Origin of the sequence: Prevotella sp. oral taxon 306 str. F0472 (genome assembly GCF_000257925.1) — a bacterium.
GTDB lineage: Bacteria > Bacteroidota > Bacteroidia > Bacteroidales > Bacteroidaceae > Prevotella > Prevotella vespertina.
Window position 1 is genome coordinate 92,095 of the sequence record NZ_AJIN01000025.1, and the last position, 17,739, is coordinate 109,833.

Sequence of the window (17,739 nt, forward strand, 5' to 3'; positions counted from 1 at the left end):
TATATGTCGTTTATTATTGCTAGTTCCGCTTTTAAGAGTCTTTATATGCTTTTTGTGATAGCATAGTTTGATTATCTAAGGATAATGTCGTAATTTTGCGGGGAGTAATACATAAATTAATTTACAATCAATTACCTATTCGTATGCAGAATAAAGCCTACTCGAAAATTCTGAGGGCTACGATTGCAAGTTCTTGCTTGTTTTGTATGCCTGCATTGCTCCCTGTAGCGCACGCTCAGGAGCATAATTTTGTTGTTATTAATCCATCTGATTCTCCTGCAGACATTGTTAAGAAAGCTGCAAATGTTGTTCCTTCCGCTCGTCAGTTCAACTGGCAACGCCAGGAGTTGACAGCTTTCTTGCATTATGGGGTAAATACTTATACAGGCAGGGAGTGGGGCGATGGAACGGAGTCTCCTGCGATCTTCAATCCAACTAACCTGGATGCTGACCAATGGATACGTGAGTTGAAGGAGGCAGGGTTCAAGTGTGCCATCCTTACATGTAAGCATCATGATGGTTTCTGTTTATGGCCTTCAGCTTATACTGACCATAGTGTGAAGCAGTCACCATGGAAGAATGGAATGGGCGATGTGGTTCGTGAGGTCAGTGATGCCTGTCATAAGTATGGTATGTCATTTGGAGTTTACCTCTCACCATGGGATCGTAACTCTAAGCTCTATGGTACAGAGGAATACAACGATTACTTTGTTAAGCAACTGACAGAGTTACTCACGCAATATGGAAAGGTGAGTGAAGTATGGTTTGATGGTGCATGCGGTGAAGGACCCAACGGTAAGAAGCAGCACTATGACTTTGTGCGTTGGTATGAAGTCATTCGCAAATTACAACCCGATGCGGTGATAGCTGTGATGGGACCAGACGTTCGATGGGTTGGAACTGAGACGGGTAAAGGTCGTGAAATGGAGTGGAGCGTTGTTCCAAAGGATAATCTCGACCAGGATGCCATAGCTAAGAACTCTCAACAGGAAATGCTGACTCAGCCTGTTGGCGATATGCGTGGAGAGGATTTAGGAAGTCGGAAAGTCATTGAGAAAGCAAAGTCTCTCGTATGGTATCCTGCAGAGATTGACGTGTCCATACGCCCAGGTTGGTTCTATCATAAGGAACAGGACAATCAGGTAAAGACCCCCAAAGAGTTGATGAATATCTACTTCTCATCAGTTGGAATGAATGGAGTTTTACTCTTGAATCTCCCTCCGAATAAGGAAGGACAGCTTGCGGAGGCAGATGTGAAGAGCCTTCGTGGTTTCCGTCAGTTATATGATGCTACTTTTAAGCATAACCTTTTAGCGAATGCAAAAGTTACTTGTCAGTTACTAGAGGGTAAAGGTCAGAATCTGATAGATGATAATTATGATACATCCGTCCGTCCGAATATGAAAAAGGGTACGGCTGTGTTCCTTTTTAAACTCAAGCAACCAGCGACATTCAATGTGCTTTCTGTGCAAGAAGACATCCGAAAGGGACAGCGTGTAGAGCAGTTCTCATTGGAGGTAAAAGATGCCAAAGGGCAATGGAAGAAGGTGACGGAGGGTACTACGATAGGGCATAAACGCCTGTTGAAATTCGCTCCTCAGACGGCGAAAGAAGTACGTTTGGTACTTCATCAAGTACGTGATATCCCCACCATTAGTGAGGTTGGTCTCTATCGTTTGGTAGAGTAGGAGAGCGGCAGACTGCGTCTGTCTTGAATAGAGCAAACGCCCTTCTTGATGCGAGATAACGCCTATCTCAACTCAAGAAGGGCGTTTCTTTGTTTGCAGGAGAACCTATCTTTTATCCCATTCGATTGATGGTCTCTTTGTAGTATCGTACTGATGAAACTCCTGTATCATACTGATGATACTTCTGGTTCTCCTATGTGTAGCAAGGAATAGCACATACGTGTCACGAGTAGTAGCACATATGTGTCACGCATGGTAACACATATGTGTAATGAGTGGTAACACATATGTGTTGTTTAGAGATGACGCAAAAGAGGCTGTATCTCATCTCATTATCCACTTATTGTAGTGGTAAGAGAAGCAATACAGCCTCTTGTTCTTGCTTGTTGTAAACACCCGTGAGGATGTTTACTTATTATCGGAATTACTTAAAGATTTCAATCTCTGACAATGAGCCAAATGCCTCGAGTGTGTGGTACTCAATCTTTAGGTAGCGTACGTTTGTAGTCTTCGTAGCAACGATGTCATTCCATGTTGTTTGGTTCATCGTAATCTTGTCAGACATGAGTTTCCAGTTAGAACCATCGGTACTACCATAAACCTTTACGTAATCAGGATAGTAAGCATAATCTTCGTTGACAAATATTCCTAGGCTTATACCCTTTACACTTGTTGTTTGCTTCAAATCGATAGTGAGGTCAGTTGTACCTTGTGGGAGGTAAGTGTACTGCTCCGTATCTTCATCTGACATATCTTCTATTGATCCATAAGAGAAGTCTCTAGAAGTAGTGATAGTGTAATCTGAGCTAGAGATTTTGCTACCTGATGGAGTTGAAGATGATGCCTCGAAGTGGATATCAGCTACATTAATAGGGATGAGCACCTCTCCGCCTTGGATGTAATGCTTGTTGCCAGCCTTGTCATAATATACTGCACGCATTGGAAGGATGTATAATCCCTCTGCTGTGAACTTCTCTGGATGCTGCAATGTTACGGTAGTTTGCACATCTGATAAGTTCTTTGCACTTACCTGTGAAGCGACTGCGATACCCTCAGGAGCAAGCTTCGCCTCACCCTCACTCTTGAAGAGAGAGTTGTCACGCTCTAGTCCTACCTTGCAATCTTCAGTAAGCTGCTTGGTTGTAGCAAATTGGATATTCAATGTTGTGCCACTTGTATATGTAGTAGAAGAAGCACCAATCTTTGCTATACCACCTTCACCAATAAGCTTAGCAGTCCATACATCCTTAGGTTGAATAACGATGTATGCATAGTCCTGCTTGTTTGTTGATGGATTCTTCAAGTCAGCACTTGAAGGTGTAATACGTACTGGTACGACTGTTGGTTTGGTAATCTTCTGGAGATTATTTACAGTGACTGGTATGTTTACTTGGGTTGTGCCAGTTGCAAAGTCGAATACTCCGTTGTTAGGAAGAGATATCTGATCAGCAGTAGCCACCTGATAGTCTTTGTAAGTAGTAGCCAACAATGGAGCGTCAGCTGCTAATGCCACCTGAATCTTAGTAGCGTTAGTAAGATTACGACTAATGTTTGCTGTGAAGTTGAATGTGTGACTATTCTCACCCACAGGGATGTCACCAACGAAGTCGTTGGTATATTCCTGAACATTAGTTGGGAAGTAAACCAAGTTGTTTCGTGGGTCAGAGCCATGGAAATAACCTGGGATGTCGTATTCGCCATCGTAGTTGTAATCGTGGCTACAACCCGTAAAGGTTGTAGCTGCGAGTGCAACTGCTATAATATATATGTTCTTTTTCATATTGCTTAGTTACTTATTGAATGTTTATTCTGGGAACTTCTCGTTCGACCATGTTATAAGGCTTTGGTCATACTCTGTACCATCACCAGAACCTGGAACATAAACCTTGATAGTATTCTGCTTCTTTGATACATCCTTGATACCAGTCTTCTTGTCTAATGGTGCATAGAAGAGTAAGTCTGGATTGTCAGGAGTTTCAATGTACAAGTTATCAGCTACCTGGAATGCTGTGAGTGCCTTGTCATAGAGACGAATCTCACGAACATAGCCCTCGAATGCGCCCCAACTCATGTTCAACTTAGTGAAAGTCTCAACCTTTGGTACGTCGAACTCGTTATCAAGTACGCCATTGATGTAGCATCTTACATGCTGGTTCTTGTAAACCCAAGCAATGTAATACCACTTACCTGGCTGTAGCTTTGTCTTAGCAAATGCCTTAGGATCGTCTGTCTCACCCACCTTCATCTGCAAAGCACCATCAGCAGTGACACGAGAATAGAAGTCTGGAGAGAGAACTGCCTGGTTATCTTTGTTGCGATCAAGCTTGATAGCGTAAGACATTGTCCACTCGTGTAAACCTGTGTAAGGTGTTGGGAAAACGGTCTTCAAGTAGAAGTTCTTCTGACGTAGAGCGGTTGTATAGAGTACGCGGTCGATAGCGAAGATCTTTACAGAGCTTGAGCCTAAGAGCTTAGCACCATCAACTGAAGCAATCTTCACAGGTATTGCATACTTTGTTGAAGCATCTAAATCGTCACCAAGTGGCTTAACGTTTACATCGATATTACCATTAGAGATATTTGCCTTATCAATGGTGAGATTCTCTGTTGATAGGCTGTAATACTTTGCAGGCAATAGCTTATAATGTGTGCCATTTGCCTCATTGTATTTTGTAAGCTCTTGCTCATCAACAGCAAACTTCAGAGTAGCATTAGATGATAGTCTGTTTGCTGCACGAGCAGTGAAGCTAGCCTTACCACCTGCTGCGTCTACTGTAAGCTTAGAGATAGGAGCAACATCTGCACCATCAATATATATTGCGTTGGGTAACTTACCTTCATTACCCACCTCATCATAGTCTACATTTGCACATGACCATGTGAGACATGCAATAGAAGCGATACCTAAGAATTGAAATATATGTTTCATCTTGTCTATTTATGTTTTAGTTATTTTATAGCAGGATTCATGATCTGGATACCCTGACGTAGGTACTTGTAAGAAGGATTAGCTGCGTAATCTTTCTCCATGTGGTAACTACCGATACCGCCCTTACGTCCCTTTAGTGGTTGCCATTGAGCCATACCAAGGTAAGATGTGACAGTCTTTCCATCACGAGTCGTGAAGTTTACACCACCCTTAGCAGAGTAAGCCTCGAAGTTCTCTGTTACGATGAGCTTGCGAGCTACCTCCTCAGCTGATTGCTTTGACGCAAATTTGTTAGCTACCTGCTGGAAGCGTGTGTCAAGATCAGTGTAAGAATAGCAGTTGTAAGCCTGAAGAATGTAGTAGTTGAAGTAGAGAGCCATATCTGCAGAGAACCAATAAGGTTCGCCATCTACGACTAACAATTTCTTTCTACCTTCTTCTGTCTCAGCCTTTGGCCCGATGCGCTTACCCATAGTGCGGATGAATAGATTCATACGATCGCCTTGCCACATCTCTTTACTGGTCTGGAATGGTTGTGGGATATAAGGCTCTGCGTCGAGATCGAAACCATCGAGGTTGTACTTATAGATTGTGTCGCAAATTGCATTAGCATACTTTACAATGGCGGCATTAATTTTCTCTTCATCACCATCTACCCAACCCCAGTAGTTGTGGTTGTATTGTTCCCATGTCTCACCTTTATCCTTTGATGCTTTAGGCTGTGCAGGGGTAACACCTTTACCGATGTCGAAAAGAAGAGCACATGCCAATGCACGGATACCTTTCTCTTCTTGGGCACGCTTCAAGTCTGCCTGTTGTGCCTTGGTTAGATTAGAGAAACCATCCCAAAGAGATACGAAGTCTGTACTATCAGGGAGATTATAGAGGCAGCGTGATGCTGGATTCTCACCTGTCCAGCCACCAAACCACCCGAAGGTGACTTGGTGATCTGATAGTTTGTACGCACGGAGGTTAGCCAGATAAGCCTCATGTGCTTTTGCCTGTGCAGCATCAGCATCAGCTAAGAGTCCGTCGATATTCTTTGTTGCAGGCTCTGTCCAATCGCTACAACTAACAGTAGCGAAGAGTAATGCTAAGAGACCGAAAATATAATATTTCTTCATTTGAATAATCTTTATAAGGGTTATTTATTCTTCTTATCCCACCATACACGTGTTGCGCCATTGTCAGGTCCATTCAATAATGAAACAGCCTTCTGAACATTTGCAAGGTTCTTGGTGTATTCATCATTTGAGTATGGAATACGTGTAGGACGGAGGTCACCATCAACATCACAATCTGTTGCGTTTAGAACAGAAGGGAATATGCGAGGATATCCTGTACGGCGGAACTCTGACCAAGCCTCCTGTCCATCAGGATAGATAGCAAGGTACTTCTGTGTGATGATACGCTCTAAGTTCTTTTCAAAGGTATCGCTGCTTTGCCATTTGATAGTGATCGTAGAGGCTGCAGTTGCATTATATTCAGAGTGTTGTGCATCAATAAAGTTAGCTGGTTTTGCTGTACTATTTGCTGCATAAGCTGTTGCTTGTGCTGAGCTTAAACCATTCTCTTCAAATGAAGTTGCAATACCCTTGTCGTAGTATGACTGTGCTGAGCCACCTCCCATGTTCCAACCACGAAGTGCACCTTCTGCACGTAGGAAGTAAACCTCAGAAGCCTTCATGATGTAAATAGGTGTTGCGTCTTGCACATTGAGAGAAGATGACTTTGTCTTATCCAAGTAGTCTGTTGTGTTTGGAATACTTGAACGAACGCCATAGTAACCCTCGATACCATTATTCTTTGACTTTACAAAGTAAGAGGCGATACGTGGATCGTCATAACCCTTGAGGTATGATTCAATCTCTGCACCCATACGAACGTCATTGTAGCTCCCATTGATGATTACTAATGGATTTCGTAGAGAAACACCTGCACCCTTAGATAGCTGTGCAGCGTCTTTAGCAGATTCAATTACACCATAAGGATTATTGATTGCTTTCTCTGCATATTGCTGTGCAAGTGTTGGATTAGCGTAAACGATGCGCATAGCCAAACGAAGCATTAAAGAGTTAGCAAACTTACACCATTTAGTGTAATTTCCCTCGTAAATGATATCATACTTAGGGAACACATCATGTCCACCATTGCTAAGAGCCTGAACAGCGTCGTCCAAATCTTTTAGCATAGCCTTATAAACATCTTCTTGTGAGTCGTATTCAGCTGTTGTAGCACCAGCGATACCAGCCTTGGTATAAGGAATAGGACCAAAGGTATCTGTTGCTTTGTGAACTGCTGCAACCTTGATGATCTGTGCTATTGCTAATCCTTCTGGATCATTGGCAGTACGCTTCTTAACGTCAAGGAAGTTACGGAAGGCATTACCAGCCATTACATTATAAGTGTATTGGCTCCATGGCTTTAGAGCGTAGCTTGGGAAACCACGTCCAACCCACTTATTTTGAGCTGGTGCCATATAGCCAATCCAGCATGCACCTGCTAGTGTGTAAGGAATCTGATAATCGTTAACATAACCTGTACCAGAAGAACCTACAGGGAAGATACTCTCTTCGAAAGAAGTAACAAAACCACCAACATTTAGGTTATCTTGTTCCAATTGTGTTTCTGTTGGCTGACGATGATCACGGTTTATATCCTCAAAGTCAGCTTGGCAAGAAGCTAATAGTGATGCGGCAAGAGCCGAAACACATATAATAGAATTAATATTTCGTTTCATGAGAAATTCGTTTTAGAAGTTAAGTTTCAAGCTAAATCCAATGTTTCTTAGGCTAGGAGCACTGAAATAGTCGCTACCTTGACCATAAGTACCAGTAGAAGCAGCAACTTCTGGGTCGAATGGAGCCTTGTTGTAAATCATCCATAAGTTATTAGCGATGAGTCCAACAGTAACGCCAGGCCAGCCTTGTCCTAATAGAGTCTTAGGCAATGTGTAGCTTAGACTTACGTTCTGTAGACGAACGTTAGTTGCACTGTAGTAGTAGTAACCCATCAGCTGCTGGTTTGCAACAACCTCGTAGTATTTCTGTGGGTCAACTTTCTGTCCACCAGCAACCTCTACATAGCCACGGTCTCTTGCATCTGCTGTTGCCTTAGATACACCGAACTGATCGAGAACAGCCTGTGTTGCAGAAGTTACGATACCGCCAACACGTGCATTGATTAGGAATGAAAGGTTAAGACCTTTCCATGAGATATTGTTTCTCCAACCCAAAGTGAAGTCAGGGTTAGTGTTTCCAATCTTTAGACGTTGACCATTTGGTAAGTCCATAGAAGAAAGGCTACCATCTGCACCAACAGCGATATTGCCAGCAGCATCACGCTTCAAGACCTTTGTGATATATACATCACCCATGCTATCACCCTCGCGAATGAAACCACCACCAGCTGATGTCTCAGTAAAGTTGATTACCTGATTGTCAATACCTGTATGGTAATTGCGAACCAACTTCTTTACTTTATTGACGTTGCGGCTATATACAAGACGTGATTCAAAGTCAACAGCACCAACATGGTCATTATATGCCAAAGACATTTCAACACCAGTATTGGCAATGTCACCAGCCTGGATATACAAACCAGAATAAGGAGATGTTGCAGAGAGTTCTGCTAAGAAGGTCTGGTTGTAGGTGTTAGAGTGATACCAAGTAAGATCGAGGTTCAATTTATTATTGAACATACGTAGGTCTAAACCTAACTCGTATGATCTCGTTCTTTCAGCCTTGAAGTCATAGAAAGGCATGATGGTACGTGTTGAAGGAATACCATTAGAGATAGGGTAGGTCACTGTTCCGCGTGTAACGCCACGATAACGATCAGGGATAGGAGAACCTACTTCAGTATATGAACCTCTCACCTTCATGAATGAAATGAACTCTGGAAGTTTTGCCATCTTAGTAACAATGGCTGATAGACCTACAGAAGGATAGAAGAAAGAAGGTTCCTTTGCATTTACCAAGAGTGAACTCCAGTCGTTACGTCCTGTCATTGAGAGGAACAACATATCCTTCCAAGAGAGTTCTGCACTAGCAAAGACTGCTGTATTACGCTTACGGAACTCAGAATCATTAGGTATCGCGTTTACTGGATCAAGTGCTGCAGAAGAGAACAAGTTAGGAACCTTGAGGATAGGACCACCAAAACCAACGCCACTTGAGCGATAGTCTTCGAGGCTGGCACCAAGGTTAGCTGTTAAGCGATAATCAGTACCGAAGCTCTTATCAAGGTTGAACATCATATCCAAGTATGTCTGCTGATCGATGCTCTGAGAGTGGTTATAGATACCATTACCATATGTACCTGCATACAAGATGCCCTGACCACTTGCGTGGAAACGACTCTCTGATTCAGTGTTAGTGTTATCAACACGTACACGACCAGTAACATTTAACCAAGGAAGAATGTCATACTTCAAGCTACTCATGAACATGTAACGCTTACGCTCTGTAGGAGTCATCATGTCGTTAACAATGAAGTAAGGGTTTTGCAACTGCATACCCTGGTCACCATAAGGCCAATATTGTGTAGCAAACTTGCGTGAAGCGTCGTAACGTTTGTACAACTGTACTGCTGACCAGTCCTCTCCACGTGGGAAAAGGTAAACGGCTGTCAATGGGTTGTAGTACTCACCAGGACGATACATGTTCTGTGTGTTCTGGATGATGTAACTAGCACTTACGTCAAGATGTAACTTGTCATTGAGGAAGTCGCTTGTGTTACGAGCTGTAAAGTTGTAACGATTGTATTTGTTGTTAGGTAATATACCAGTTGCATTGGTTGTTGCAACAGAGATATATGTCTTATTTGTCTTTGTACCTGTTGTCAATGTTACAGAGTTGATGTAACTATGACCAGTGTTAAAGAAGTTCTTAGGATTGTAAGAAGATGGAGTTGCTAAACGATCGCCCCAGCTTTCAAAAGAACCTGCTTTGTTGCCATAAGTGTTTTGGAACTCTGGCATAACAAAAGGATTAGAGAACTCCATACTGCTTGAAACTGCAACCTTCACCTTTCCTTCTGCACCACGTTTCGTGTTAATCATGATAACACCATTAGCGGCAGCTGAACCATAAAGGGCAGCAGAAGAAGGACCTGTAAGAACGTTGATGCTCTCAATATCGTCTGGGTTAATATCTGCAATACCTTCACCACTTGGTTGGCTTGAGTAACGACCACCGCCAACATCACCACCACTCTTATTGAGCATTGGCACACCATCGATTACATAAAGAACGTTGTTACCACCGGTGATAGACTTTGTACCGCGCATGACAACACGAGTAGCACCACCAACACCTGACGTTGAAGCGTTGATGTTCACACCAGCGACAGCACCATTCAGACTGTTTACAAAGTTTACGTTCTTAACAGCACTAAGTTGTTCGCCACCAATCTTCTGTACGTTATAACTCAAAGCCTTCTCTGAGCGTTTGATACCTAAAGCGGTTACGACAACTTCGTCAATCTTGTGTGCTTCGTCTTTCATGGTAATCTTCAGGTCAGACGAACCTGTTACTTGAACCTCTTGCGTAAGCATTCCGACGTAACTGATGATAAGAGTTGAACCCTTAGGGACGCTTAACTCAAATTTACCATCAAGGTCAGTTGCTGTACCATTTTGAGAGTTCTTTACTCTTACCGTTGCACCAATAATTGGCTCACCGGCATTGTCAACGACAGTACCATTGACCTTTACATCACCATTCGATTGTTGTGTTCCTAAGATACCTGTGCTTGTAGCTTTGGTAACAGCTGTCACCATATTTTTGCCGAGATTGTCAGATGAACTGACATGACCACTGGCAAATGCGTTAAGGCAGCAGCAAGATAGGAAAACACTTACTGGTAGAATCTTTCCTTTTCTCATTGATTATAGTTGAGTTTGTTAATAAATTATCTGACTTAGGGGTCCTTTAGGGGTGTATTTAGGACTTCGTTGTCTAATACTAGGTTGTTGTTTCTGTACCTTTAGGTTTTGCAGATGCAAATATAATATAACCTATTGTAATATAGTATAGTGTACACACATCTTTTAACAAATATAAACACAAAAGAGACTAAATAGAACCTTTCTTCTTCCTTTTGGGAAGATATTCATCGTTTTCAACGCTATTGTTTTGTATTATTTGTTGTTCCTCGATGGTGCTTTTATAACCCTTTCTATTATATAAGGTGTGTATGAGTCTCTATTGATGTTTAAGTTAAAGTACGAGAGGGGTTTAAGTTAAAGTACAATCGTCGTTTAAGTTAAAGTACGAATGAAGTTTAAGTTAAAGTATAATTGTGCTTTAGTTTAATGGATTCGTGATGAAGTTATTAAATGCTTTTGTGCCTGTAATCTAATGGGTTATGAAGTCTCAATATTATTGTAAGTTTAGCTCCTATTTAGTATATAAAAAAGAACAGCATTAGGTAAGTATTAACCTACTTTCATGCTGTTCTTAGTTTTATAAAGAGTAATAATCTCGTTGAAAAATTGTAAAAGCTATTACTCTTCAGTTGTATATTCTCTTACATCTTATTTATCGCAACTGCAACCAGTCCATGGCTTTAATTCCTTAAAGAAATCATGCCCCTTATCGTCAACAAGGATAAAAGCGGGGAAGTCTTCAACTGTAATTTTCCAGATAGCTTCCATACCAAGTTCTGGGTATTCTACGCACTCAATGCTCTTAATGCTACTTTGAGAAAGGACAGCAGCTACACCACCAATCGTACCGAGATAGAATCCACCATGCTTCTTACATGCATCAGTAACTACTTGGGTACGATTACCTTTCGCCAACATAACAAGTGAGCCACCATGACTCTGGAACTCATCTACGTATGGATCCATTCGGTTAGCTGTTGTTGGTCCCATTGAACCACAAGGATAACCTGCCGGTGTCTTAGCAGGACCAGCATAGAAGATTGGATGATCCTTGAAGTACTGAGGTAAGTCTTCACCTGCATCCAAACGAGCCTTCAACTTAGCATGTGCTATGTCGCGTGCTACGATGATAGTTCCCTTTAGATTGACGCGTGTAGATACAGGATACTTTGTTAATTCCGCACGTACAGCATCGATACCCTTATCAAGATCAATCTCAATGCCCTTTGCGCCCTCTCCTGGCTTGCGGTACTCCTCTGGTATTAACTCACTTGGATTTGTATCCATCTTCTCTAACCAGATACCATCTTTGTTAATCTTAGCCTTGATGTTGCGGTCAGCAGAACAGCTTACGCCCATACCTATAGGGCAACTTGCACCATGGCGTGGCAAGCGGATGACACGGATATCATGTGCTAGGTACTTACCACCGAACTGCGCACCAAGTCCGATCTTGTGTGCCTCGTCTAGGAGTTTAGCTTCTAGGTCGATGTCACGGAAAGCACGACCTGTCTCATCACCTGTAGTTGGCAGGTTATCATAGTACTTAATACTACCGAGTTTAACTGTCAATAGATTCTTCTCAGCAGATGTACCACCAATAACAAAGCAGATGTGGTAAGGAGGACAAGCAGCAGTACCTAGACTCTTCATCTTCTCTACGAGGAATGGAATCAGCGTTCCCTCGTTTTGGATGGTAGCCTTTGTCATTGGGTAGAAGTAGGTCTTATTAGCAGAACCACCACCTTTGGCAACCATTACGAATCGATATTCTGCACCTTCAACAGCCTCGATATCAATTTGTGCAGGGAGGTTGCACTTTGTGTTTACTTCATCATACATGTTAAGAGGAGCGTTCTGTGAGTAACGAAGGTTCTCCTCGGTGAAAGTATTGAATACACCACGTGAGAGTGCTTCCTCATCCTCGAAACCAGTCCAAACTTGCTGTCCCTTCTCACCATGAATAATAGCCGTACCCGTATCTTGACAGAAAGGCAATACTCCCTTAACTGCCGTCTCTGCATTGCGGAGGAATTGGAGAGCAACATACTTATCGTTCTCTGAAGCCTCTGGATCAGTTAGAATCTTCGCAACTTGCTCATTGTGTGCACGACGGAGCGTAAACTCACAATCGTGGAAAGCTTCTTGTGCTAGGAGCGTCAACGCTTCTTTACTTACTTTAAGGATCTCTTTACCTTCAAACTCACCTACACTAATTCCCTCTTTAGAGATCAGTCTGTACTCGGTGTCATCCTTGCCCAATTGAAACATTGGTGCATATTTGAATTCAGCCATAATGTTTTGTTTTCCCGCTGTGCCTATGTTGTATAAGGCACAGCGGCGTTTTCTATTTGTTTGTTATTATGTTTTTGTATGTTTCTTGTTTATTCGCTTTTACCTTGTTCTAATATCCGAAGATTTCTTCTGTAGTAACCTTCTTGATAGGTGCAATCTTCTCAAGCCCCTTCATATCAAGCTCTTTCTCATCACCAAGAATGATGTACTTAAATGGCTTATTAGCTACATACTTCTTCTCAAAGTCGATGACATCTTTCAGTTGTAGTGCTGGAAGAGCTTTGTAAATAACTTCGCCTAATGAGGTATCAAGTCCTAATCGTTGTGCTGCAAGGTAAGAAGTGAGGATAGAGTACTTTGTAGTACGTGCAGAAGCCAAGCTCTTCATCAAACTTTGTTTTGCTAGATCAAAACCTGCTTGACGCACTGGCATATCGTCAAGGAGCTTGTTAAACTCGTGTACACAATCCATCATCTTATCGTTCTGTGTAATAATATAGGTGTAGAAACTCTCCTTATCACCTAAACGATAAGGTGTATTATATTGTGCATAGGCAGAGTAAGCAAGTCCACGTGCTTCGCGCAACTCTTGGAAGACGATTGCATTCATGCTACCACCGAAGTATTCATTGAAGAGAGCAATGATTGGGGCACGTTCAGGTGTCCAATCTTGATTCTCGTTATGAAGCTGTACCATATAGATATTCTTTGCCTCATAAGGAGCAATAATCACCTCATTCTTTGGTGTTGTCTGTTCTACGTAACGTTTAGCAGCAGGAACTTCTGCAAACTTCTTAGGTGATTGAATGGTTTTACTAACAAGTTCATCAATCGCCTTTAGACTTGATGGTCCATAGTAGAGAACTGTCTGCTTATAGTTCTTCAACCCTTTCAGCATATTTAGTAGTTCTTGTGGATTCATTGCTCTAAGAGCTTGTTCACTAAGAATATTACGGGTTGGGTTGTATTCTCCATACGTTGCATAGTTTCTCAGAGCCGCAAAGTTTTGTTGCTGATTAGCTTTATTATCGCTGCGTGATTTCAAAACCTGTTCAACATAGAGGTTATAAGCCTGCTTATCCACCTTTGCATTATTAAGTAAATCATTTAATAAGGCAAGAGCTTGTGGCATATTTGAATTTAAGCCATTAAGCGTGATGTAGGTGCGCTCATTCTTCTCAGATATGCTATAGTCGCATGCTAACTTATAGAACTGTTGTTTGATCTGTTCGTTTGTGAGCTTATTAGTTCCAAGATACTCAAGATATTCAGCTGCATAAGCGAGCTTAGGATCGTGTTCGTCACCGAAAGGAAGAACAAAGCAGAGCGTGAAGAGATCGTTAGATGTGTCCTGCTTATAAAGGATAGGTAAGCCCTTCTTTGTTGTCGCCTTTGTCAGGTCACGCTTATAATCAACGAACTGAGGTTGAATAGGAGTTGCCTTTGTATTCACAATCTCCTCCAAGAACGCACTATGTTTATCGTTGTTCGTAGGGATAGGGGTTATGGCTGGCTTTTCCACCTTCTTAATAGTAGTGTCATTGCCTTGCTCTTTGTAAACACACGCAAAGTCATTACCAAAGAAGTGGTTAGCGAACCTAACGATGTCAGTCTTTGTTAGTTTAGATATACGACTAATCTTTTCTACTTCCTGTTTCCAGTTCTTATGATTGATGAATGCATCAACAAATTGCTTTGCTCGGAACTGGTTGTTATCGAGCTGTGTGTAATAATGTCTTTTATAGTTGTTGATGATAGAAGGAAGTAAATCGTCAGAGAATTGTCCTTTCTTTAACTTCTCAATCTCATCTAATGCCAAACTACGAACTTCTGGTAATGTTTGTCCTTTCTTAGATTGACCATAGAGATAGAATACAGAGTAATCGTTCATATCAGCAACGCCCGCACCGACCTCTTGTACCTTCATCTTTTGATTGAGGTCTAAGTCGAATAAACCAGCTTTGCCATTCGATAGTAACTCTCCAATTACTTCTAGGGTATCAATCTGTTGAGAGTTACTAGCGTCAGCACGCCAACCCATGAAGAACATAGGAGCTTCCTTACCTATAACAGTTGTGTCGATAGGCGCTGTGATGGCTGGTTGAGCAGCATATTGTGGTACATCTATATGTGCACTTGGTTTCCAATTACCGAAATATTTATCAATAGTTGCCACAGTCTCGTCTGGATTCAAGTCGCCAGATAAACAGATAGCAATATTGTTAGGTACATAATACTTGTGGAAGTAATTCTTAATATTGACAATAGAAGGGTTCTTTAAGTGCTCTCCAAGTCCAATCGTTGTTTGTGTACCATAAGGATGTGTAGGGAATAACTTTGCAAACAAAGCTGCATACATCTTGCGCCAGTCACTTGCCAGTCCAATGTTATACTCCTCGTACACAGCTTCAAGCTCTGTGTGGAAACCACGGATTACCATGTTCTGGAATCTATCCCCTTGTATCTTTGCCCATGTGTCAATCTCATTTGAAGGGATATTCTCAACATAACAAGTGACATCATTCGATGTGTAGGCATTTGTCCCAGAACTTCCAATAGCGGTCATCATCTTATCGTACTCGTTAGGAATATTATAACGAGCAGCTAGTTGAGAGATGGAATCAATTTGATGATACCACTTCTTGCGTGCTACTGGATCTGTGATGTGACGATATTGTTCGAATCGTGCTTCAATAGAGTCTAGATAAGGACGTTCAGCTTCTGCGTTAGATGTTCCGAAGTGGGTAGTTCCTTTGAACATAAGGTGTTCCAAGTAGTGAGCCAAACCAGTTGTCTCCTTTGGGTCATTACGTGACCCTGTTCGAACAGCAATGTAAGTTTGCACACGTGGCTTCTCCTTGTTAACTGATAAGTAAATCTTCAGTCCGTTCTTCAGCGTATAGATACGCGTTTGCATAGGATCATTTGGCACACTCTCGTAGTTGTAACGCTGTGCATGTCCCGCAAGGGTTGTTAGTAGAAGCATTGCTCCCACACAAATCCCCTTCATGTAGATTTGATTAAGGAAATACTTTCTCATACAATAATAGTTTAGTTGTTGTATATAAGGTTGGTTATCAATTCTCAAAGTCTATCTCATGATCAAGGCTATTGACGAAGGACTCAAATACTTCTGGCTCCACATCGCCCATATCAAACTCCTTCTGAGCATCTTTCCTAATCTCGGCAATCCATGCACGACGTGCCTCAATGTAGTCTTTCTTAATGCGTTCATCGTCTTCTGCTGTAATCTCCTTGATACCATAATATTCAAGGATCATGCGATACGTCCATGTCCATTGATATACTCGATAGTTATCGTTGATTTCCGTAAAGCGTTCAATAACATCTTGTATGGTTTCAAGCGTACCATCCTTAATATCACGGATAAGGCGCATCTCTTCTGATTCAGGAAGTAATAAGCCTGATAAGTCATTCCATTTACCAGTACCGACTTCGGTCTCTGGTTTACCAAAGAAGCCCCACTTATGTGCACGCTTGAGCACTGCCCCCATGTAGATGTGCAAGGCTATATCGTAGTATTTGATACCCTTACGTAGACTGGAAGCATTGATGGTGTATTCGTGATAGTTGTATGCTGATACGTTATCACCACTCGCTTGTCGCAGACTCTCCAATATCTTCTTTCCTCTTAATATCTCACCAACAGAGAAAGGTGATAGCCAATCGAAGTTAACGATACTCTTCTGTGACTGTTGCGGACGCATATCACGTTTAGGCCACTTGCGTATGTCACGATAAAGTCCTACCGTTGTTATGTTACGACCAGGCACAAGGAACATCTTGTCGGCCTCCGCAATAAGATACGAGAAGGGGAGAGCTGTTGTGTTGGGGTGGTGCATTAACTTACCGAAGCATACAGAGAAGGTTCCTATCGTAGCTGGCATTAACAGATAGCTACCACTAGCATTCTTCGTACCACGTTCCAATATTCCCCAGTGCATTGGTCCCATCTTATACGCATGATTAGAGAAGTTGGTTCCTGATCCTGCATTATAGAAGGAGAACATACCACCGATGAGTAGTGAGCTCTTGTGATGCGATGCACAGAAAGGACCGCAGAAGGCAGCACAAGCCTCGCCGTTTGCCATGAATGAATTAGCAAAGAATACACTTTGTGAGGCGGTGAAACCATTAGTTATCTGGCATGCCTCTCCAACAAAACAATCTTGCATCTTTACGCTATTCACAATACTAGATCCGTCAGAGATAATCGAGTTCTCACAGATGACACCAGTACCAATAAATACACTTGCATTCTCTGAACTAAGTATTGTGCAATCACTCAATCGGCTAGCACCTGATATTTCACAATCATCTTGTATAACCGTGTTTGTTATCTCCCGTGTATTGATAATCTTCACGTTATTACCAATGGTACCGCGGTCAGGATTGGTGCGTGCTATCTCTTCCGAAACGAGCCTACGTATTGCATTCTTGAGGTCTTTATCATTGAAGTGCTTAACCATGAATGCAGCAAACTGGCTGTTCAAGTCATGGAATAGTATCACGTTTCCATCGCCTACCTCATTGAGCACAGCAATTAGATTGCCTTCTCCGTAGGTTGCTCCCTCTGTTGTCTCCATAACAGAGACATTTGAGATAATGCAGTCGTCACCAATGGTGTAATTATTGATATAGTTCCCTATCTTTTCTATTAAACAGTTATCACCTATCGTGACATTGCGTAAGGTGGCATCGTTAATACCCGAGTGCTTAACGAAATCCTTTGCTATTTCTATATCCTTCTGGCATTTTCCCAATCGGATATCACCATAAAACATTACACGATGGAAGAACTTTGCTTGAAAGTCTTCCTCTGCAACCTTCACACGAGTCCAATCCTCTGCCCAGCAGCTATTCTTCTCTAGAAGGTCTATCTCTTCAGGTGTTAGGGAACGATATTGCATAATTCT

Annotated in this window: 9 protein-coding genes; 1 reads left to right on the forward strand and 8 read right to left on the reverse strand. The window is 42.0% G+C overall.

Annotation, left to right across the window (positions count from 1 at the left end):
• The first annotated feature begins 143 nt into the window (after positions 1-143).
• Positions 144-1,688, forward strand: coding sequence for an alpha-L-fucosidase (locus HMPREF9969_RS04060; protein ID WP_036894943.1), 1,545 nt, complete (start codon positions 144-146; stop codon positions 1,686-1,688).
• Positions 1,689-2,112: 424 nt separating this feature from the next.
• Here the strand turns inward: HMPREF9969_RS04060 and HMPREF9969_RS04065 are convergent, their stop codons facing one another.
• The 8 genes from HMPREF9969_RS04065 to HMPREF9969_RS04100 all read right to left on the reverse strand — a co-directional run bounded on the left by HMPREF9969_RS04065 (position 2,113) and on the right by HMPREF9969_RS04100 (position 17,733).
• Complete coding sequence (locus tag HMPREF9969_RS04065) at positions 2,113-3,468, reverse strand: discoidin domain-containing protein (RefSeq protein ID WP_009434580.1); 1,356 nt, start codon at positions 3,466-3,468, stop codon at positions 2,113-2,115.
• 24 nt (positions 3,469-3,492) lie between these two features.
• Complete coding sequence (locus HMPREF9969_RS04070) at positions 3,493-4,617, reverse strand: DUF1735 and LamG domain-containing protein (RefSeq protein WP_009434579.1); 1,125 nt, start codon at positions 4,615-4,617, stop codon at positions 3,493-3,495.
• Between the two features lie 20 nt (positions 4,618-4,637).
• Complete coding sequence (locus HMPREF9969_RS04075) at positions 4,638-5,741, reverse strand: glycoside hydrolase family 18 (RefSeq protein WP_009434534.1); 1,104 nt, start codon at positions 5,739-5,741, stop codon at positions 4,638-4,640.
• A gap of 20 nt (positions 5,742-5,761) precedes the next feature.
• Complete coding sequence (locus HMPREF9969_RS04080) at positions 5,762-7,357, reverse strand: RagB/SusD family nutrient uptake outer membrane protein (protein ID WP_009434546.1); 1,596 nt, start codon at positions 7,355-7,357, stop codon at positions 5,762-5,764.
• A 12-nt stretch (positions 7,358-7,369) separates the two neighbouring features.
• Positions 7,370-10,504, reverse strand: coding sequence for a SusC/RagA family TonB-linked outer membrane protein (locus HMPREF9969_RS04085; protein ID WP_009434568.1), 3,135 nt, complete (start codon positions 10,502-10,504; stop codon positions 7,370-7,372).
• A 651-nt stretch (positions 10,505-11,155) separates the two neighbouring features.
• Positions 11,156-12,802 (reverse strand): fumarate hydratase, encoded by a 1,647-nt coding sequence (locus tag HMPREF9969_RS04090; protein ID WP_009434591.1) that lies wholly within the window; start codon positions 12,800-12,802, stop codon positions 11,156-11,158.
• A gap of 109 nt (positions 12,803-12,911) precedes the next feature.
• The gene (locus HMPREF9969_RS04095) at positions 12,912-15,842 is read right to left on the reverse strand and encodes a M16 family metallopeptidase (protein ID WP_009434530.1); all 2,931 of its coding nucleotides are present in this window, start codon (positions 15,840-15,842) and stop codon (positions 12,912-12,914) included.
• Positions 15,843-15,879: 37 nt separating this feature from the next.
• Positions 15,880-17,733, reverse strand: coding sequence for a DUF4954 family protein (locus tag HMPREF9969_RS04100; protein WP_009434586.1), 1,854 nt, complete (start codon positions 17,731-17,733; stop codon positions 15,880-15,882).
• Between the last annotated feature and the right edge of the window lie 6 nt (positions 17,734-17,739).